The sequence below is a fragment of the Pseudomonas sp. IT-232MI5 genome (assembly GCF_949767845.1).
Taxonomy (GTDB): Bacteria; Pseudomonadota; Gammaproteobacteria; order Pseudomonadales; family Pseudomonadaceae; genus Aquipseudomonas.
In genome coordinates, this window is sequence record NZ_CATKQE010000006.1 from 166,164 (window position 1) to 185,388 (window position 19,225).

Annotated in this window: 18 protein-coding genes; 16 read left to right on the forward strand and 2 right to left on the reverse strand. The window is 59.7% G+C overall.

The features are described 5' to 3' along the window. Window positions 1–84 precede the first annotated feature (84 nt). The 8 genes from puuE (at window position 85) to ACM6JQ_RS06520 (ending at window position 8,257) form a co-directional block, all read left to right on the forward strand. The gene (gene puuE / locus ACM6JQ_RS06485; protein ID WP_007913981.1) at window positions 85–1,011 is read left to right on the forward strand and encodes an allantoinase PuuE; all 927 of its coding nucleotides are present in this window, start codon (window positions 85–87) and stop codon (window positions 1,009–1,011) included. Next, entirely contained in the window at window positions 1,008–1,523 is a 516-nt protein-coding gene (gene uraD / locus ACM6JQ_RS06490; protein ID WP_007913979.1) for a 2-oxo-4-hydroxy-4-carboxy-5-ureidoimidazoline decarboxylase, read from the forward strand. Before puuE ends, uraD begins: the two co-directional genes overlap by 4 nt. Before the next feature lie 88 nt (window positions 1,524–1,611). Continuing rightward, entirely contained in the window at window positions 1,612–2,607 is a 996-nt protein-coding gene (alc, locus tag ACM6JQ_RS06495) for an allantoicase (RefSeq protein ID WP_007913974.1), read from the forward strand. Between the two features lie 147 nt (window positions 2,608–2,754). Continuing rightward, a complete protein-coding gene (locus tag ACM6JQ_RS06500) occupies window positions 2,755–3,258 on the forward strand; it encodes an ureidoglycolate lyase (protein ID WP_007913973.1) in 504 nt (167 codons plus the stop codon). Window positions 3,259–3,309: 51 nt separating this feature from the next. Next, window positions 3,310–4,623, forward strand: a complete 1,314-nt coding sequence (locus ACM6JQ_RS06505; RefSeq protein WP_007913971.1) for a urate hydroxylase PuuD — start codon at window positions 3,310–3,312, stop codon at window positions 4,621–4,623. A 169-nt stretch (window positions 4,624–4,792) separates the two neighbouring features. Next, the gene (locus ACM6JQ_RS06510; RefSeq protein ID WP_007913967.1) at window positions 4,793–6,151 is read left to right on the forward strand and encodes a nucleobase:cation symporter-2 family protein; all 1,359 of its coding nucleotides are present in this window, start codon (window positions 4,793–4,795) and stop codon (window positions 6,149–6,151) included. 162 nt (window positions 6,152–6,313) lie between these two features. Continuing rightward, window positions 6,314–7,099 carry an outer membrane protein OmpK gene (locus tag ACM6JQ_RS06515; protein WP_095114337.1) on the forward strand — a complete coding sequence of 262 codons (786 nt, stop codon included), beginning with the start codon at window positions 6,314–6,316 and terminating at the stop codon, window positions 7,097–7,099. A gap of 372 nt (window positions 7,100–7,471) precedes the next feature. After that, window positions 7,472–8,257 carry an outer membrane protein OmpK gene (locus tag ACM6JQ_RS06520; protein WP_007913962.1) on the forward strand — a complete coding sequence of 262 codons (786 nt, stop codon included), beginning with the start codon at window positions 7,472–7,474 and terminating at the stop codon, window positions 8,255–8,257. An 89-nt stretch (window positions 8,258–8,346) separates the two neighbouring features. Here the strand turns inward: ACM6JQ_RS06520 and ACM6JQ_RS06525 are convergent, their stop codons facing one another. Beyond that, window positions 8,347–9,504 (reverse strand): patatin-like phospholipase family protein, encoded by a 1,158-nt coding sequence (locus tag ACM6JQ_RS06525; RefSeq protein WP_414893416.1) that lies wholly within the window; start codon window positions 9,502–9,504, stop codon window positions 8,347–8,349. Between the two features lie 35 nt (window positions 9,505–9,539). After that, window positions 9,540–10,472 (reverse strand): lipid A biosynthesis lauroyl acyltransferase, encoded by a 933-nt coding sequence (locus tag ACM6JQ_RS06530; protein WP_095114336.1) that lies wholly within the window; start codon window positions 10,470–10,472, stop codon window positions 9,540–9,542. A 117-nt stretch (window positions 10,473–10,589) separates the two neighbouring features. Here ACM6JQ_RS06530 and minC point away from each other — a divergent pair, with 117 nt between their 5' ends. The 8 genes from minC (at window position 10,590) to ACM6JQ_RS06570 (ending at window position 18,809) form a co-directional block, all read left to right on the forward strand. Continuing rightward, complete coding sequence (minC, locus tag ACM6JQ_RS06535) at window positions 10,590–11,327, forward strand: septum site-determining protein MinC (protein ID WP_095114357.1); 738 nt, start codon at window positions 10,590–10,592, stop codon at window positions 11,325–11,327. Window positions 11,328–11,496: 169 nt separating this feature from the next. Continuing rightward, window positions 11,497–12,309 carry a septum site-determining protein MinD gene (minD, locus tag ACM6JQ_RS06540; protein WP_007913953.1) on the forward strand — a complete coding sequence of 271 codons (813 nt, stop codon included), beginning with the start codon at window positions 11,497–11,499 and terminating at the stop codon, window positions 12,307–12,309. Continuing rightward, entirely contained in the window at window positions 12,309–12,563 is a 255-nt protein-coding gene (gene minE, locus ACM6JQ_RS06545; RefSeq protein ID WP_003223146.1) for a cell division topological specificity factor MinE, read from the forward strand. The genes minD and minE overlap by 1 nt, the downstream gene beginning before the upstream one ends. A 169-nt stretch (window positions 12,564–12,732) precedes the next feature. Further along, window positions 12,733–13,368, forward strand: coding sequence for an RluA family pseudouridine synthase (locus tag ACM6JQ_RS06550; protein ID WP_034151766.1), 636 nt, complete (start codon window positions 12,733–12,735; stop codon window positions 13,366–13,368). A 176-nt stretch (window positions 13,369–13,544) separates the two neighbouring features. After that, entirely contained in the window at window positions 13,545–14,834 is a 1,290-nt protein-coding gene (locus tag ACM6JQ_RS06555; protein WP_095114335.1) for a M18 family aminopeptidase, read from the forward strand. Between the two features lie 168 nt (window positions 14,835–15,002). After that, window positions 15,003–15,179, forward strand: a complete 177-nt coding sequence (locus tag ACM6JQ_RS06560; RefSeq protein ID WP_163004785.1) for a hypothetical protein — start codon at window positions 15,003–15,005, stop codon at window positions 15,177–15,179. A gap of 77 nt (window positions 15,180–15,256) precedes the next feature. Next, a complete protein-coding gene (locus tag ACM6JQ_RS06565) occupies window positions 15,257–17,410 on the forward strand; it encodes a mechanosensitive ion channel domain-containing protein (protein WP_414893417.1) in 2,154 nt (717 codons plus the stop codon). A 64-nt stretch (window positions 17,411–17,474) separates the two neighbouring features. Further along, the gene (locus ACM6JQ_RS06570; protein ID WP_123374690.1) at window positions 17,475–18,809 is read left to right on the forward strand and encodes an amidohydrolase; all 1,335 of its coding nucleotides are present in this window, start codon (window positions 17,475–17,477) and stop codon (window positions 18,807–18,809) included. Window positions 18,810–19,225 lie beyond the last annotated feature (416 nt).

Below are 19,225 nucleotides of genomic sequence, written 5' to 3' on the forward strand. Positions count from 1 at the left end.
TCAGCCCATCGCTGTGACGCCAGCCTGTTAATTCACCGCCAGGCCGCCACACCAATCTGTCAACGAATAAGAAGGAAGACTGCAGTGAGCGCTGACTACCCACGCGACCTGATCGGTTACGGCAGTAACCCTCCTCACCCACACTGGCCGGGCAATGCCCGCATCGCCCTGTCCTTCGTACTCAATTACGAAGAAGGCGGCGAGCGCAACATTTTGCATGGCGATAAAGAGTCCGAAGCCTTCCTCTCCGAAATGGTTGCCGCTCAGCCGCTGCAAGGCGCGCGCAACATGAGTATGGAATCGCTTTACGAGTATGGCAGCCGTGCCGGCGTCTGGCGGATCCTGAAACTGTTCAAGGAATTCGATATTCCGCTGACCATTTTCGCGGTGGCCATGGCCGCTCAGCGCCACCCGGATGTGATCCGTGCGATGGTCGATGCCGGCCACGAGATTTGCAGCCACGGCTACCGCTGGATCGACTACCAGTACATGGACGAAGCGCAGGAACGCGAGCACATGCTCGAAGCGATCCGCGTCCTCACCGAAATCACCGGCGAGCGCCCACTGGGTTGGTACACCGGCCGCACCGGCCCGAACACTCGTCGCCTGGTCATGGAAGAAGGTGGTTTCCTCTACGACTGCGACACCTACGACGACGACCTGCCCTACTGGGAACCGAACAACCCGACCGGCAAACCGCATCTGGTGATCCCGTACACCCTCGACACCAACGACATGCGCTTCACCCAAGTGCAGGGTTTCAACAAGGGTGACGACTTCTTCGAATACCTCAAAGACGCGTTCGACGTGCTCTATGCCGAAGGCGCTGAAGCACCGAAGATGCTCTCGATCGGTCTGCACTGCCGCCTGATCGGCCGTCCGGGTCGCCTCGCGTCGCTCAAACGCTTTATCGAATACGCCAAAAGTCATGAACAGGTGTGGTTCAGCCGTCGCGTCGACATCGCGCGTCACTGGCACGAAACCCACCCGTACCAAGGGGCCGCGAAATGAGCCGCTTTCAAACCCTGCAACCGTCGAGCCTGAGCCGCGACGCCTTCGTCAAAGCTTTTGCCGACATCTACGAACATTCGCCATGGGTGGCCGAGAAGGCCTACGACCTGGGCGCAGATGCCTCGATCGACGAGATCGAAACCCTGCACCAGCGCATGAGCGACATCCTGTTGAGCGCCGATCACGCCAGCCAGCTTGCGCTGATCAACGCTCACCCGGACCTGGCCGGCAAAGCTGCCGTCCAGGGCCAACTGACCGAAGCCAGCACCAATGAACAGGCTGGCGCCGGTATTCACCAATGCACGGCCGAAGAGTTCCAGCGCTTCACCGAGCTGAACGACGCCTACAAAGCCAAGTTCAAGTTTCCCTTCATCATGGCGGTAAAAGGCAGCAACCGGCATCAGATCCTCGCGGCGTTCGAAACGCGTATTCACAATTCGGTCGACACCGAGTTCAAATGCGCGCTGGCGGAGATCAACAAGATCGCCCTGTTCCGTTTACTGACTCTTTAGCGAAGCCTGACCCGAGTGCATCAGACGCGGAGAGCACCCAGGGTCTTGCAAGCATCCCCAGCCACTTTTTTAAAGGCAGACAAGAAGAATGAAAGCTTACGCCGTACCTTTCGAAAAATTCGTCAACCTGGCCGATGCCCGTCTGGGCACCAAAATCATCTCGGTCACCGATGACTGGTTCGCAGACGCCAATCGTCTGTTCCAACCGACCCCGGCCGTATGGAAGGAGGGCGTGTTCGATGACAACGGCAAGTGGATGGACGGCTGGGAATCGCGCCGCAAGCGCTTCGAAGGCTTCGACAGCGCTGTGATTCGTCTGGGCGTACCGGGCTCGATCAAAGGCGTGGACATCGACACTTCATTCTTCACCGGCAACTTCCCGCCATCGGCCTCTCTGGAAGCGTGCTTCCTGGCGTCGGGCGAGCCTGATGAAAACACCCAGTGGACTGAAGTGCTGTCGGCCGTCGAGCTGCAGGGCAACAGCCACCACTACCACGAAATCAGCAACGACCAAGCGTTCAGCCACCTGCGCTTCAACATCTACCCGGACGGCGGTGTCGCCCGTCTGCGCGTGTACGGCATTCCGTTCCGCGACTGGTCGGCGGTTGGCGACAACGAGCAAGTCGATCTGGCAGCAGCCCTCAATGGTGGCCGCGCCCTCGCCTGCTCCGACGAACACTTCGGCCGCATGAGCAACATCCTCAACCCGGGCCGTGGCATCAACATGGGCGACGGCTGGGAAACTGCACGTCGTCGCACGCCGGGCAATGACTGGGTGATCGTCGCGCTGGGTCACCCGGGCGAGATCGAGAAGATCGTCGTCGACACCCTGCACTTCAAAGGCAACTACCCGGACACTTGCTCGATCCAGGGCGCGTTCGTCAAGGGCGGTACTGACAGCCAGATCGAAACCCAATCGCTGTTCTGGCGTGAACTGCTGCCAAGCCAGAAGCTGGAAATGCACGCCGAACACACCTTCGTCGAGCAGATCAAGGCACTGGGCCCGATCACTCACATCCGCCTGAACGTGTTCCCGGACGGTGGTGTGAGCCGCCTGCGCGTTCTCGGCAAGGTCGCGAAGTAATGCTGAGCCTGTAGGAGCTGCCGCAGGCTGCGATCTTTTGATCTTAAAAACAAAGTCAAAAGATCGCAGGCTTCGCCAGCTCCTACAGGGATCGCGCAAGACGCACTGACAAGTTGAACAACACAGAATTCGGATAAGAAGAACAGCATGCGCACACTACAGATTGAACCGCTGACCAAAGAAGCCTTCGCCCCTTTCGGTGACGTCATCGAAACCGACGGCAGCGATCACTTCATGATCAACAACGGTTCGACCATGCGCTTCCACAAACTGGCGACGGTCGAAACCGCTCAGCCTGAAGACAACGCGATCATCAGCATTTTCCGCGCCGACGCGCAGGACATGCCGCTGACCGTTTGCATGCTGGAACGCCATCCGCTGGGCAGCCAGGCTTTCATTCCGCTGCTCGGCAACCCCTTTCTGATCGTGGTCGCGCCACTTGGCGATGAACCTGTATCAGGCTTGGTCCGCGCCTTCGTCACCAACGGCAGGCAGGGCATTAATTACCATCGCGGCGTTTGGCACCATCCGGTGCTGACGATCGAAAAGCGGGATGACTTCCTGGTGGTTGATCGCAGTGGCACAGGCAATAACTGCGATGAGCATTTTTTCAAAGAGGATGAGCGTTTGATCCTCGCCCCCCACCAATAAGAGAAGGTCTGATCACTCGACAACAAGAGTGACAGGCGAGAGGTAAAGACTGTGGAAGCACATCTGTTGGAATGGCTGAACCTGAGCGTGCGCTGGGTTCACATGATTACTGGCGTGGCCTGGATCGGCGCGTCGTTCTACTTCGTCTGGCTGGAGAACAACCTCAACCGCGTCAACCCGAAAACCGGTCTGGCCGGTGACCTGTGGGCGATCCACGGTGGCGGTATCTATCACCTGGAAAAATACAAACTGGCCCCGCCGGCGATGCCGGAAAACCTGCACTGGTTCAAATGGGAAGCCTACTTCACCTGGATGTCGGGTATCGCGCTGCTGTGCGTGGTGTTCTACTCCAATCCAACGCTCTACCTGCTGGCTCCGGGCAGCACCCTGAGCGGCCCTGAAGGCGTGGCCATCGGTATCGGCTCGCTGTTTATCGGCTGGTTCATCTACTCCTTCCTGTGCGACTCGGCCCTGGGCAAACGCCCTGCTCTGCTCGGTTTCATTCTGTTCGTGCTGATCATCGGCGCGGCGTATGGCTTCAGCAAAGTGTTCAGCGGTCGTGGTGCGTACCTGCATGTCGGCGCGATCATCGGCACGATCATGGTCGGCAACGTGTTCCGCATCATCATGCCGGCGCAACGCGCACTGGTCGCGGCGATTGCCGAAAACCGCACGCCGGATCCGGCGCTGCCAGCCAAAGGCTTGCTGCGTTCGCGTCACAACAACTACTTCACCCTGCCGGTGCTGTTCATCATGATCAGCAACCACTTCCCGAGCACCTACGGCAGCCAGTACAACTGGTTGATCCTGGCCGGGATCGCGGTGTTGGCGGTGTTGGTGCGTCACTACTTCAACACCCGTCATGACAGCCACAAGTTTGCCTGGACCCTGCCAGTGGCAGCGGTGGGCATGATCAGTCTGGCGTACGTCACCGGCCCAATGCCGATGTCGACCGCGCCGGAAGTGGCCAAGGCGCCAGCGAAAATCGAGTACCAACCGCTGCCGGAAACGGCATTGGGCGGTGGCTTGAAACCGGCTGAAGCGGCGGCACCTGCTGCTCCGGCAGCCCCTGCCGCAGCACCGGCGCAAGCCTCCAACGCAGGTCCGGCCTTTGACAAAGTGCACAACGTGATTCAAGAACGTTGCGCGGTTTGCCACTCGGCCAAACCAACCAGTCCGTTGTTCAGCGCAGCTCCGGCGGGTGTGATGCTCGACACCCCTGAGCAGATCCGTCAGAACGCGGCACGCATCCAGGCGCAAGCCATCACCACGCAGATCATGCCACTGGGCAACATCACGCAGATGACCCAGCAGGAACGTGACCTGATCGGTGCATGGATCGCCCAGGGAGCACAGACCAACTAAGCAGTAAAAGCATCGCTGGCAAGCCAGCTCCCACAGGTTTTTGCACTGCCTGTGTGGGAGCTGGCTTGCCAGCGATTCGCCGCAACGCGGTTTTTACCTGATGCAAATAAACAGCTGTGAGCAACCCGGCAGCTGTTAATCACAAGAATAAAAAGATCCGAGGTGTTGCATGTCCGAGCTGTCCAAAGCGCGCATCCCCGACGCACCCGCCATTCAGCGATTGCCCCTTTTGCAACTGATCCTGGTCGGTTTGCAACATGTTCTGCTGATGTACGGCGGTGCCATCGCGGTGCCGCTGATCATTGGACAGGCCGCTGGCCTGAGTCGTGAAGAAATTGCCTTCCTGATCAACGCCGACCTGCTGGTCGCCGGTATCGCCACCATCGTCCAGTCCATGGGCATCGGCCCGATGGGCATTCGCATGCCGGTGATGATGGGTGCCAGTTTTGCTGCAGTCGGCAGCATGGTCGCCATGGCCGGCATGCCCGGTATCGGTCTGCAAGGCATCTTCGGTGCGACGATCGCTGCCGGTTTCTTCGGCATGCTCATCGCGCCGTTCATGTCCAAGGTCGTGCGCTTTTTCCCGCCGCTGGTGACCGGCACGGTCATCACCTCGATCGGTTTGTCGCTGTTCCCCGTGGCCGTGAACTGGGCCGGTGGTGGCGCTGCCGCTGCGCAATTCGGCTCACCGATTTATCTGGCCATCGCCGCATTGGTGTTGGGCACTATTCTGCTGGTGCACCGCTTCATGCGCGGTTTCTGGGTCAACATTTCCGTACTGATCGGCATGTGCTTCGGCTACATCCTATGCGGCGCGATTGGCATGGTCGACCTGAGCGGCATGGCCAACGCGCCATGGGTTCAGTTCGTCACTCCGCTGCATTTCGGCATGCCGAAATTCGAACTGGCACCGATCCTGTCGATGTGTCTGGTAGTCGTCATCATCTTCGTCGAGTCCACCGGGATGTTCCTCGCCCTAGGCAAGATCACCGGCCAGGAAGTCTGCCCGCGCATGCTGCGTCGCGGCTTGCTGTGTGATGCCGGCGCCTCGTTTGTCGCTGGTTTCTTCAACACCTTCACCCACTCCTCGTTCGCGCAGAACATCGGTTTGGTGCAGATGACTGGTGTACGTTGCCGCTCGGTGACCATCGTTGCCGGTGGCTTGCTGATCGTGTTGAGCCTGCTGCCGAAAGCAGCGTTTCTGGTGGCGTCGATTCCTCCGGCGGTACTCGGCGGCGCAGCAATTGCGATGTTCGGCATGGTCGCCGCGACCGGGATCAAGATTCTCCAGGAAGCCGACATCGGTGACCGTCGCAACCAGTTGCTGGTGGCGGTGAGCATCGGCATGGGCCTGATCCCCGTGGTACGCCCGGAATTCTTCGCGCACCTGCCGCTGTGGATGAGCCCGATTACCCACAGCGGCATCGCCATGGCCACGCTCAGCGCGCTGACGTTGAACCTGCTGTTCAACATTCTCGGCGGCAAAGAGCGTGCGGCCATTAACGATTGCCACGCACACCAGCATTAACTGAAAAACGCTATCCCCCTGTAGGAGTGAGCCTGCTCGCGATGTCGTTATCAGATTCAACAGATTCGTTGACTGATTCACCGCTATCGCGAGCAGGCTCACTCCTACAAGGGCGCGCAACAGCTCTGCGCCTCAAACAATAAAAACAAGAGGGAGCAACAGATGATTCGCACGCAAACCAACATGTTGTTGAGTGGCGGCCTGCTGGCCGCGAGTCAGGCCATGGCCGGCGATTTACTGCTGTGGCAAACCAACAGCCTCAGCTACCTGTACGGCAAGAACTTCGCGATCAACCCGTCGATCCAGCAGACGCTGACCTTCGAGCACGCCGACAAGTGGAAATACGGCGACAACTTCCTGTTCGTCGACAAGATCTTCTACAACGGCAAGGAAGACGCGAACAAAGGCCCGCACGCCTTCTACGGTGAATTCACCCCACGCTTTTCGTTCGGCAAGATCTTCGACCAGAAACTCGAGTTCGGCCCGATCAAAGACGTCCTGCTGGCGATGACTTACGAATACGGCGAAGGCGACAGCGAGGCCTATCTGATCGGCCCCGGCTTCGACCTCAAGGTGCCCGGCTTCAACTACGTCACCCTGAACATCTTCCGCCGCCAGACCGAAGGCCCACGCCCCGGTGACGGCGTCTGGCAGATCACCCCCGGCTGGTCCTACAGCTTTCCCCTGGGCAATTCCGATGTGCTGATCGACGGCTACCTCGATTGGGTGGTCGACAACGATGAGAACTCGCGCGGCACCTACCACGCCAACCTGCACATCAATCCGCAGATCAAATATGACTTGGGCAAAGCCTTGGGCTGGAGCCACAAGCAACTGTATGTCGGTACCGAATACAGCTATTGGAAAAATAAATACGGCGTCGAAAACACCCACAACTTCGACACCAACCAGAACACCGCCAGCCTGTTGGTCAAGGTGCACTTTTAAGATGGCCCGCAACCGTGCCCCATACCTGTCGTCGGTGCTCTGTTGCGGGGCACTTGAGACCTGGCCGTTGAGTCAGTATTCTCCGCGGCCTCTTGAATTCGGTCTAAAAAAAAGCCCGAATTTAATTCCTGACCGAAAAGCCAACTTATCCCGGCCCGGTCAGTACCGAGGCATCCCGAAAACACACTCAATCGACTGTTTTTCAGCAGCCGAGCGGGTGTTTTTTTGCTTTTCGAAAGCCTTGGCTCGGCTCTTGCTAACAGCAACGAAGCTGACCGATCGGATGACTTTTGCAGCAACGAAAAAAGGCGCCACACCAGAGCGCCGATCTTAAAAAAAATAACGTGGAACACCTACTTTGGGAGCAACCGAATGAAACGTATGTGCACCAGCCTGATGCTCGCGGGATCGATGTTGGCCGGCGGCCAGGCCATGGCCGAAGGCCTGCTGCAGTGGCAGAACAACAGCCTGACCTACCTGTATGGCAAGGACTTCCAGGTCAACCCGCGCATCCAGCAGACCGTCACCTTCGAGCACGCCGATGCGTGGAAGTACGGGGATAACTTCTTCTTCCTCGACAAGATCTTCTACAACGGTGGCAAGGACTTCAGCAACGGTCCGAACACCTACTACGGTGAGTTCAGCCCGCGCATCTCGCTGGGCAAAGTGCTCGACCAGAAGATCGAGTTCGGCCCGATCAAAGACGTCCTGGTGGCGATGACTTACGAGTTCGGCGAAGGCGATACCGAGTCGTACCTGATCGGTCCAGGCTTCGACCTGGCAATCCCGGGCTTCGACTACTTCCAGTTGAACTTCTACCAGCGTCACACCCAAGGTGCTCGCGCCGGTGACAACGTCTGGCAGATTACTCCGGTCTGGTCCTACACCATCCCGGTCGGCAAGTCGGACATCCTGATCGACGGCTTCATGGACTGGGTCACCGACAACGACTCCAACTCCAAAGGCGATTACCACGCCAACCTGCACTTCAACCCACAGGTCAAATACGACCTGGGCAAGGCGTTGAGTTTTGGCGAGAAGCAGTTGTATGTCGGTGTGGAATACGACTACTGGAAAGACAAGTACGGCATCGACGACACCGGTGCGTTCAAGACCAATCAGAGCACCACGAGCTTCCTGGTGAAGTTCCACTTCTGATAAAAATCAAAAGATCGCAGGCTTCGCCAGCTCCTACAGGGATAGCGCATTCCAATGTAGGAGCTGCCGAAGGCTGCGATCTTTTTGCTTTAAAATGGCAATCCCAAAAACCGGCACAGCTCCTCGCGCTTGGCCAACGCATCGCGCCGTCCCAGATCAATCAACTCGCTGCAATACCCCGCCTCGAACAGCAGATAACTCAACACCCCTGCCCCACTGGTCTTGGTCGCCCCCGGCCCGCGCAGAAACAAACGCAACGCCGCCGGCAACTCCTGGCGATGCCGCGCCGCGATCTCATCGATCGGCTGACTCGGCGAAATCACCAGCACCTCCACCGGTGCCACACCCAACTCGCGCGTCGGCGTGCCGGCAGGCATCAAGTGGCTGAACTGGTTGAGACGCTGGAGCAACTCGATGTCGCTCTCCAGGCTGTCAATGAACGTGCTGTTGAGCATGTGCCCGCCAATCTGCGCCAGCGTCGGTTGTTGCCCGGTGTAGGCGCGCTCCAGCGGCTGCTGCGGATCAAACCCGCGCGGGTTGCCGCTGACACCGACCACGAGCACCCGGCTCGCCCCTAAATGCAGCGCCGGGCTGATCGGCGCCGATTGCCGCACGGCGCCGTCGCCAAAATATTCATCGCCGATTTTCACCGGCGCGAACAACAACGGAATCGCCGAACTGGCCAGCAAGTGATCCACCGACAGTGGCGTCGGCACACCAATACGTCGATGGCGCAGCCATGAATCGATCTTGCCGCCGCCCTGATAGAACGTCACCGCTTGCCCCGACTCATAGCCGAACGCAGTTACCGCCACGGCATGCAATTGCTTGCGCGCGATCGATTCGGCGATACCGGGCATGTGCAGTTTTTCATTGAGCAGTTCGCGCAGCGGCGAACTGTTGAGCAGCGCCACCGGCAGTTGCCGACCGAGGCCGAGCAGGCTGTGACTGACAAAGCGGCTGGCCTGACGGATAACGCCGGGCCAGTCACTGCGCAGCACGCGATGGCTGCGAAAGCCCTGCCAGAACAAGGTGAGGCGTTCGATGGCGGCGCGAAAGTCCGTGGCACCACTGGCCAGGCTGACCGCATTGATCGCCCCGGCCGAGGTGCCGACGATCACCGGAAACGGATTGTCCGCGCCCAACGGCAGCAATTCGGCAATCGCCGCCAGAACCCCAACCTGATACGCCGCCCGAGCCCCGCCGCCGGAAAGAATCAAACCTGTGACCGGTTCAGCTGGGCTCATCGCAACGCTCCATGGTGCTTATAGGGGTGGGTCAATCAACCGCGTTTGGCGTACAACTTCGGCTCGCCCGGTGGGCGGCTCTTGAAGCGTCGATGCGCCCACAGATACTGCTCAGGGCAGGCACGCAAGGCGCTCTCGACCCACTGATTGATGCGGATGCAGTCGGCTTCTTCGGTTTCGCCTGGGAAGTCTTCCAGCGGCGGATGAATCACCAAGCGATAACCGCTACCGTCAGCCAGACGCTCCTGCGTGAACGGCACGACCAGCGCCTTGCCCAGACGGGCGAATTTCGTCGTCGCCGTCACGGTCGCTGCCTGAATGCCGAACAACGGCACGAAGATGCTTTGTTTGGCGCCGTAGTCCTGATCCGGTGCGTACCAGATCGCGCGACCGGAGCGCAGCAACTTGAGCATGCCGCGCACGTCGTCACGCTCCACTGCCAGCGAATCGAGGTTGTGCCGCTCGCGGCCCTGACGCTGAACATAGTCAAACAACGGATTCTTGTGTTCGCGGTACATGCCGTCGATGGTGTGCTGCTGGCCGAGCAGCGCCGCGCCGATTTCCAGCGTGGTGAAATGCGCGGCCATCAGAATCACGCCTTTGCCTTCGCGCTGGGCCTTTTGCAAATGCTCCAGGCCTTCAACGTGGGCCAGCTTGGCCAGACGTTCACGCGACCACCACCAGCTCATGGCCATTTCAAAAAAAGCGATGCCGGTGGAGGCAAAATTTTCCTTGAGCAGGCGTTTGCGCTCGGCGGCGGATTTTTCCGGGAAGCACAGCTCAAGATTGCGCTTGGCAATGCGCCGCCGGTCGCCGGCCACGCGATACATCAAGGCGCCCAAAACTCGACCGATGGTCAGCAACGCCGGATACGGCAACTGCACGATCAGCCACAAAAGCCCCAGACCGCACCAGAGCGGCCAGAAGCGTGGCGATAAAAATGCTTTTCGAAAACGCGGGCGATCCATTAAAGCTTCCGTAAATACAGTGGCCGCGCATTCTACATCGTTCGACCCGGCTTGCGGCCTGCGGGCGTTCTCGTTATAAGTCTCGGCACTTTTAGTGACAAGCCGTTGTATGCCGACATGAGCCAAACCGAACCGTTAGACCAAGATCCCGTATTCCAGCTCAAGGGCAGCATGCTGGCCATTACTGTGCTGGAACTGGCCCGTAACGACCTCGAAAGCCTCGATCGGCAATTGGCCGCCAAAGTTGCCCAGGCGCCGAACTTCTTCAGCAACGCGCCGCTGGTTCTGGCGCTGGACAAACTGCCGCCGAGCGAAGGCGCCGTCGATCTGCCGGGCCTGATGCGCGTCTGCCGTCAACATGGCCTGCGCACCCTGGCAATTCGCGCCAGCCGCATCGAAGACATCGCCGCCGCCATCGCCATCGATATTCCGGTGCTGCCGCCGTCGGGCGCCCGTGAACGGCCGTTGGAAACAGCGGAAGCCGAAGTCAAAAAGAAGCCGGAAAAACCGCCGGAGCCAACGGTCAAACCGACCCGCGTCATCACCACGCCAGTACGTGGTGGCCAACAGATATACGCGCAGGGTGGCGATCTGGTCGTGGTGTCCTCGGTCAGTCCGGGGGCGGAACTTCTCGCCGATGGCAACATCCATGTATACGGCCCGATGCGTGGTCGGGCGCTGGCCGGCGTGAAGGGTGACACCAAGGCACGGATTTTCTGTCAGCAATTGAGCGCTGAACTGATCTCCATCGCCGGTCATTACAAGGTTTCCGAAGATTTGCGCCGCGACCCGATGTGGGGCTCGGGCGTACAGGTCAGCCTGTCGGGCGACGTGTTGAACATCATTCGGCTTTAACGGATACTGCCGCATTTTCCAAGCATCTCTAAAACGTAGCGAAAACGGCTCAAACGAAGTAGGAAAAAGGCTCAACGCCGAATTCCAGCCAAGGCTGTCCGACTGCAGTAGTTTTCAAGAGATGTTTTTCAGGGGCTAAAAAGTCCTTCTTCCTTAGGGGTGAAACACCTTGGCCAAGATTCTCGTGGTTACATCCGGCAAGGGTGGTGTGGGTAAGACCACCACCAGCGCCGCTATCGGTACCGGCCTCGCTCTGCGCGGCCACAAAACAGTGATCGTCGACTTCGACGTGGGCTTGCGTAACCTTGACCTGATCATGGGTTGCGAGCGCCGCGTGGTGTATGACTTCGTCAACGTGGTCAACGGCGAAGCCAACCTGCAACAAGCGCTGATCAAAGACAAGCGCCTGGAAAACCTCTACGTACTGGCCGCCAGTCAGACCCGCGACAAAGACGCGCTGACTGTCGAAGGCGTGGAAAAAGTCCTGATGGAGCTCAAGGAACAATTCGAGTTCGTCGTCTGCGACTCCCCGGCCGGCATCGAAAAAGGTGCACACCTGGCCATGTACTTCGCTGATGAAGCGATCGTCGTGACCAACCCGGAAGTGTCCTCGGTACGAGATTCGGACCGCATGCTCGGCCTGCTGGCGAGCAAATCGCGTCGCGCCGAACGTGGCGAAGACCCGATCAAGGAACACCTGCTGATCACTCGCTACCATCCAGAGCGTGTTGAAAAGGGCGAGATGCTGGGCGTTGAAGACGTCAAGGAAATCCTCTCGGTAACCCTGCTCGGCGTGATCCCGGAATCCCAGGCGGTGCTTAAAGCATCCAACCAGGGCGTCCCGGTGATTCTCGACGACCAGAGCGATGCCGGTCAGGCTTACAGCGATACCGTCGACCGCCTGTTGGGCAAAGAAAAAGCCCACCGTTTCCTCGATGTCGAGAAGAAGGGATTCTTCGAGCGCCTGTTTGGAGGTAGGTAATGAACCTTTTTGACTTCTTTCGTGCCAACAAAAAGCCAAGTACCGCCTCGGTAGCGAAAGAGCGTCTACAGATCATCGTGGCGCATGAGCGCGGCCAGCGCAGCACGCCGGATTACTTGCCAGCCTTGCAGAAGGAACTGGTCGACGTGATCCGCAAGTACGTCAACATCGGCAACGACGACGTACATGTTGCACTGGAAAGCCAGGGCAGTTGCTCGATTCTGGAACTCAACATCACCCTGCCTGATCGCTGAGTCGATTTGGCAGTCGCTACGGCGGCTCGGACTATTGATGCTTGTGTAGGAGCTGCCGAAGGCTGCGATCTTTTGATCTTCAAAGTCAAAAGATCGCAGCCTTCGGCAGCTCCTACAGGGTTATCAGCAGTTCCGAGCCGCCGTTGGCATTTGTTACGAGGCTGTTTTAATGCCGCTGTCCAACATCCACATCATTCATCAGGACGCCGCCGTACTGGTGGTGAACAAACCGACATTGCTGCTCTCGGTGCCGGGTCGCGCCGACGACAACAAGGATTGCCTGATTACCCGCCTGCAGGAAAACGGCTACCCGGAAGCGCGCATCGTCCATCGCCTGGACTGGGAAACCTCCGGCATCATTCTGCTCGCCCGTGACGCCGACACGCACCGCGAACTGTCGCGCCAGTTTCACGACCGCGAAACCGAAAAGGCCTACACCGCTTTGGCCTGGGGTCAGCCGGAACTCGACAGTGGCAGCATCGACCTGCCCCTGCGTTACGACCCACCGACCAAGCCGCGTCATGTGGTCGACCACGAATTCGGCAAACACGCGCTGACCTTCTGGCGTGTGCTGGAGCGTTGCGGTGACTGGTGTCGCGTTGAGTTGACGCCGATCACCGGCCGTTCGCACCAGTTGCGCGTGCACATGCTGTCGATCGGGCATCCGCTGCTCGGCGACGGGCTCTACGCCCACGAGCAGGCTCTGGCCGCCTGGCCACGTCTGTGCCTGCACGCGAGCATGCTCAGCTTCACCCATCCGCAAACCGGCGAACGCCTGCGCTTCGAGTGCCCGGCGCCGTTCTGACCACATCACCGTCCCCTGTAGGAGTGAGCCTGCTCGCGATAGCGCTCTGTCAGTCAATCAATAATGATCTGACACACCGCTATCGCGAGCAGGCTCACTCCTACAAGGGCTCCGGTTCGGATTCAATTGTCCGGCCGATGCGTTAAACTCCCGCCCACTGCTGTCTGGAGTTTCTTATGCGCGAAGAGTTGAACCAAGGCCTGATCGACTTTCTCAAGGCCTCCCCTACCCCGTTCCACGCCACTGCCAGTCTGGTACAGCGTCTGGAGGCTGCCGGTTTCGTGCGCCTCGACGAGCGCGAGCCATGGGCCACCGAGCCGAACGGCCGCTATTACGTCACCCGTAACGACTCCTCGATCGTCGCGATCAAAATGGGCCGCACTTCGCCACTGCACGGCGGCATCCGCCTGGTCGGCGCGCACACTGACAGCCCGTGCCTGCGGGTCAAGCCGCAACCGGAACTGCAGCGTCAGGGCTTCTGGCAACTGGGCGTTGAAGTCTATGGCGGCGCGCTGCTGGCACCGTGGTTCGACCGCGATCTGTCGCTGGCCGGCCGCGTGACCTTCCGCCGCGACGGCAAGGTCGAAAGCCAGTTGATCGACTTCAAAGCGCCGATCGCGATCATTCCGAATCTGGCCATTCACCTCAACCGTGAAGCCAATCAGGGCTGGGCGATCAACGCGCAGACCGAACTGCCGCCGATCCTCGCGCAATTTGCCGGTGACGAGCGCGTCGATTTCCGCGCCGTGCTCACCGATCAACTGGCCCGCGAACACGGCTTGAACGCCGACGTCGTGCTGGATTACGAGCTGAGCTTCTACGACACGCAAAGCGCTGCAGTCATCGGCCTCAATGGCGACTTCATCGCCGGCGCGCGTCTCGACAACCTGCTGTCGTGCTACGCCGGCCTGCAAGCGTTGCTCACCGCCGAAACCGACGAAACCTGCGTGCTGGTGTGCAACGACCACGAAGAAGTCGGCTCCTGCTCCGCCTGCGGTGCCGATGGCCCGATGCTCGAACAGACCCTGCGCCGTCTGCTGCCGGAAGGTGACGAATTCGTCCGCACCATTCAGAAATCCCTGCTGGTCTCGGCCGACAACGCCCACGGCGTGCACCCCAACTACGCAGAAAAACATGACGCCAACCACGGCCCGAAACTCAACGCCGGCCCGGTGATCAAGGTCAACAGCAACCAGCGCTACGCCACCAACAGCGAAACCGCCGGTTTCTTCCGCCATCTGTGCATGGCCGAAGAAGTCCCGGTGCAAAGTTTCGTGGTGCGCAGCGACATGGGCTGTGGCTCGACCATCGGCCCGATCACCGCCAGCCACCTCGGTGTGCGTACTGTCGATATCGGCCTGCCGACCTTCGCCATGCACTCGATCCGCGAACTGTGCGGCAGCCACGACCTGGCACACTTGGTCAAAGTGCTGAGTGCGTTCTACGCCTGCCGCGAGTTGCCATAAAAACTTCGGCAAAATGCGATTCAATGTAGGAGCTGCCGAAGGCTGCGATCTTTTGATCTTAAAAACAAAATCAAAAGATCGCAGCCTTCGGCAGCTCCTACTCAGATCAATACCGGCCGGCAGAAACCGACCTAGACTTACATCATTCATTTCGACAAGGCAGTCTCCATGATCTCGATGTCTTCGTTCCACGCCATGCTCATTCCGATTCTGAGCGGAATGATCCTGCTGGCCATCGGCTTCAACTTCCGTGACAAGAACGCCGGCGTGTTCGCCATGTGGATCGGCATGCTCACGATCCTCGCCACCGTGGTCTACAAGATCCTCGCCAAACTCAACGAATAAATCCGCGCCCGGCTCGCATTGCTTTAGTGGGCCTCGTACACTCCAGCGAATCCGCCCCTTGCGAGGTTGACCGCCTAGTGTTCGCTCGTCTTTTTGCTTTGCCCAGTCTGTTCCTCGTCTGCCTGATGACGCTGCTGCCGCTGGCCCCCGCCCACGCGGTCGGCCTGCCCGGTCTGCTCAACACCAACAAAGCGCAGCCCGAAGCGCAGGAGCCGCTCGGCCAGTCCCTCGACGAAGTCATCAAGTCGCTGGAAAACGACAAGCAACGCGCACAGTTGCTGAGCGATCTGAAAAAGCTGCGCGACGCCACCAAAAAAGCCCAGGCCAGCCCTGAAGAAGGCGTGCTCGGTCTGATCGGCGGCACCCTGTCCAACTTCGAAAAACAATTTACCGGCGCTGACAGTCCGCTCAACCGCTGGGGCAACGAGTTCGATCTGGCCAAGGACGAACTGAGCGCGATGATGCTGCCGGCCAACGAGTGGCTGCCGATCATCTTCGGCTTCGCCATGATCCTCGCAGTGTGGAGCCTGCTCGCTGCCGCGCTGATCTGGCTGGGCCATCGGGTGCGCATGCGTTTCGGCCTCACCGAAGAACTGCCGCAACACCCCAAGGCCCTCGACATGCTGCGCTTCGCTTTGCGCAAGCTCGGGCCGTGGCTGATCGCACTGGTGATGACCGTCTACATGAGCTACGCCTTGCCGTCGTCACTGGGCAAAAGCCTGGCGATGGTGTTGGCCTATGCGCTGGTGGTCGGCACCTGTTTTTCGGCGATCTGCGTGATCGCGTTTTCCCTGCTCGATGGCCCGCACCGCCATCGCGCGCTGTACATCCTGCGTCATCAGGCGTTCCGGCCGCTGTGGCTGATCGGCAGCTTCGCCGCGTTCGGTGAGGCGCTGAACGATCCACGCCTGATCGAAAGCCTCGGCGTGCATCTGGCCCACACCGCCGCGACCATCGCCAATGTCCTCGCGGCGCTGTCGACCGGTCTGTTTATCCTGCGTTTCCGCCGACCGATTGCGCACCTGATCCGCAATCAGCCGCTGTCACGGCGCCTGACCCGCCGCGCGCTCAGCGACACCATCGAAATCCTCGGCACCTTCTGGTACGTGCCAGCGCTGGTACTGGTCGGCATCTCGCTGTTCGCCACCTTCGTCTCCGCCGGCGACACCAGCACCGCCTTGCGCCAGTCGCTGATTTGCACCGTGCTGCTGGTGATGTGCATGGTGATCAACGGTCTCGTCCGCCGCCATTCCTTGAAACCGCAACGCGGGCCGAAACGCCACGCGCTGTACTCCGAACGCCTGAAAAACTTCTTCTACACCCTCGCGCACCTGGTGGTCTGGCTGGTCTTTATCGAACTCGGCCTGCGCGTCTGGGGCCAGTCGCTGATCGGTTTCGCCGAGGGCGAAGGGCATGATGTCAGCGTCAAACTGTTCAGCCTGATCGGCACACTGATTTTCTCCTGGCTGATCTGGATCCTCGCCGACACCGCCGTGCACCACGCCCTCACCCGCTCGCGCAAAGGCCTGGCGAATGCCCGTGCGCAAACGATGATGCCGCTGATTCGCAACGTGCTGTTCGTGGCGATCTTTATCATTGCGCTGATCGTCGCGCTGGCGAACATGGGCATGAACGTCACGCCACTGCTAGCCGGTGCCGGCGTGATCGGTCTGGCCATCGGTTTCGGTGCACAGTCACTGGTAGCGGACTTGATCACCGGCCTGTTCATCATCATCGAAGACTCACTGGCCATCGACGATTACGTCGACGTCGGCGGCCACCTCGGCACCGTCGAAGGCCTGACCATCCGCACCGTGCGCCTGCGCGACATCGACGGTATCGTCCACACCATCCCGTTCAGCGAAATCAAAAGCATCAAGAACTACTCGCGGGAATTCGGCTACGCGATCTTCCGTGTGGCGGTGCCGTACAACATGGAAATCGACGACGCGATCAAACTGATGCGCGAAGTCGGGCAGAAGATGCGCACCGATCCATTGCAGCGACGCAACATCTGGTCGCCGCTGGAGATACAGGGCGTCGAAAGTTTCGAATCCGGCAGCGCGATCCTGCGCGCGCGGTTCAAGACCGCGCCGATCAAACAGTGGGAAGTTTCTCGAGCCTTCAACCTGTCGCTCAAACGCCATCTCGACGAAGCCGGACTCGATCTGGCAACGCCACGCATGAGCGTGCAAGTGATCACTGCCGGTGGCGGTCAGCCGAAGGAATAGCACTCAGGCGCGCGCTTGCAGTCACAGGCAGGGAAGCCCGACAACAATAATCAAGGAGAACCCGATGCAACTGACGCGCATTGCCCAAGCCGTTCTACTCACCCTGATCGCCAGCCACGCCGGTGCCGCCACGCTGGAAAGCACCCGCACGCAAATCGCCGAACAAGCGCAAAAGCTCGAACCGGAGCTGCTGGAAACCCGCCGCGACATCCACGCTCATCCAGAACTCGGCAACACTGAAAAACGCACCGCCGAACTGGTCGCCAAACAACTCAAGGCCATGGGTCTGGAAGTCAAAACCGGCGTCGCCCGCACCGGCGTAGTGGCCGTGCTCAAAGGCGCCCTGCCCGGCCCGACCGTGGCCCTGCGCGCCGACATGGATGCGCTGCCGGTCAAGGAAGTCGCCGACCTGCCGTTCGCCTCGAAAGCCAAAGGCATCTATCTCGACAAAGAAGTCGACGTCATGCACGCCTGCGGCCACGATGCGCACACCGCGATCCTGCTGAGCACGGCGAAAATTCTCACAGGCATGCGCGACACGCTGCCCGGCACCGTGGTGTTCTACTTCCAGCCCGCCGAAGAAGGCCCAAGCGACTTCATTCCCGACGGCAAAAACACCTGGGGCGCAAAAATGATGGTCGAGGAAGGCGTGATGAAATCACCGAAACCCGACGCCGTTTTCGGCCTGCACGTCTGGGCCGGCGTCCCCGCCGGCCAGATCGCCTACCGCCCCGGCGCGACCCTCGCCAGCTCCGACGACCTGCGTATCAAAATCCTCGGCAAACAAACCCACGCCGGCCGCCCCTGGGACGGCATCGACCCGATCACCGTCGGCGCACAAACCATCGTCGGCCTGCAAACCGTGGTCAGCCGCCGCACGGATATCTCCTCTTATCCGTCAGTGGTCAGCATCGGCACCATCAACGGCGGCACGCGCTACAACATCATTCCCGAATCCGTCGACATGACCGGCACGATCCGCTCCTACGACTACGGCATCCGCCAGAAACTGCATGCCGACGTCCGCCAGACCGTGGAAAAAATCGCCGAAAGCGGCGGTGCGAAAGCAGATGTCACCATCATCGAAAAATACGACCCGACCATCAACAACCCGGCGCTGACGGAAAAGATGCTGCCGACGTTGAAATGGGCCGCCAAGGATGATGTGGTGAATGCACCGCTGGTGGGGGGCGCGGAAGACTTTTCGTTCTTTGCCAAGGAAGTGCCGGGGCTGTTTGTGTTTCTCGGCGTGACACCAAGAGACCAGGACATGAGCAAGGCAGCGCCGAATCATAATCCCGGGTTCTTTGTGGATGAGTCGGCGCTGGTGGTGGGCGTGAGGACATTGGCGTCGCTGGCGACGGATTATTTGTATGCCAATGCGGGGGCGGGTAAGTAGAGATGAGGTGACTGTGGGAGCGCCTTCGCGAGCAAGCTCGCTCCCACATTTGGACCGTGTGCAGTCTGCCAGAAATTGGTCGGCTCCCAGGCCGCCATCGCGAGCAGGCTCACTCCTACAAGGGATCGAGTACATCCGCAAGAAACAGGTCGGCTCTCAGGCCGCCATCGCTGGCAAGCCAGCTCCCACAGGGATTGAGTCCAACCGGCAAACCAATATCGCTTCTGCTTCTCACCACTCAACACAATGAGCGCAAGCTCGAGTACCGCTTTTGATCTTGATCCACGGGCGACGTCGGAAGGCTAAGTGGAGGGATTGATCCGGGGGTAGGAGCGCAGCGACCGTTTGGCGAAGCCAAACACAGCGAGAGGAGGTGCAGCGAAGCAAACCGTAGGCGCTGCGCCCGGATCGATCCC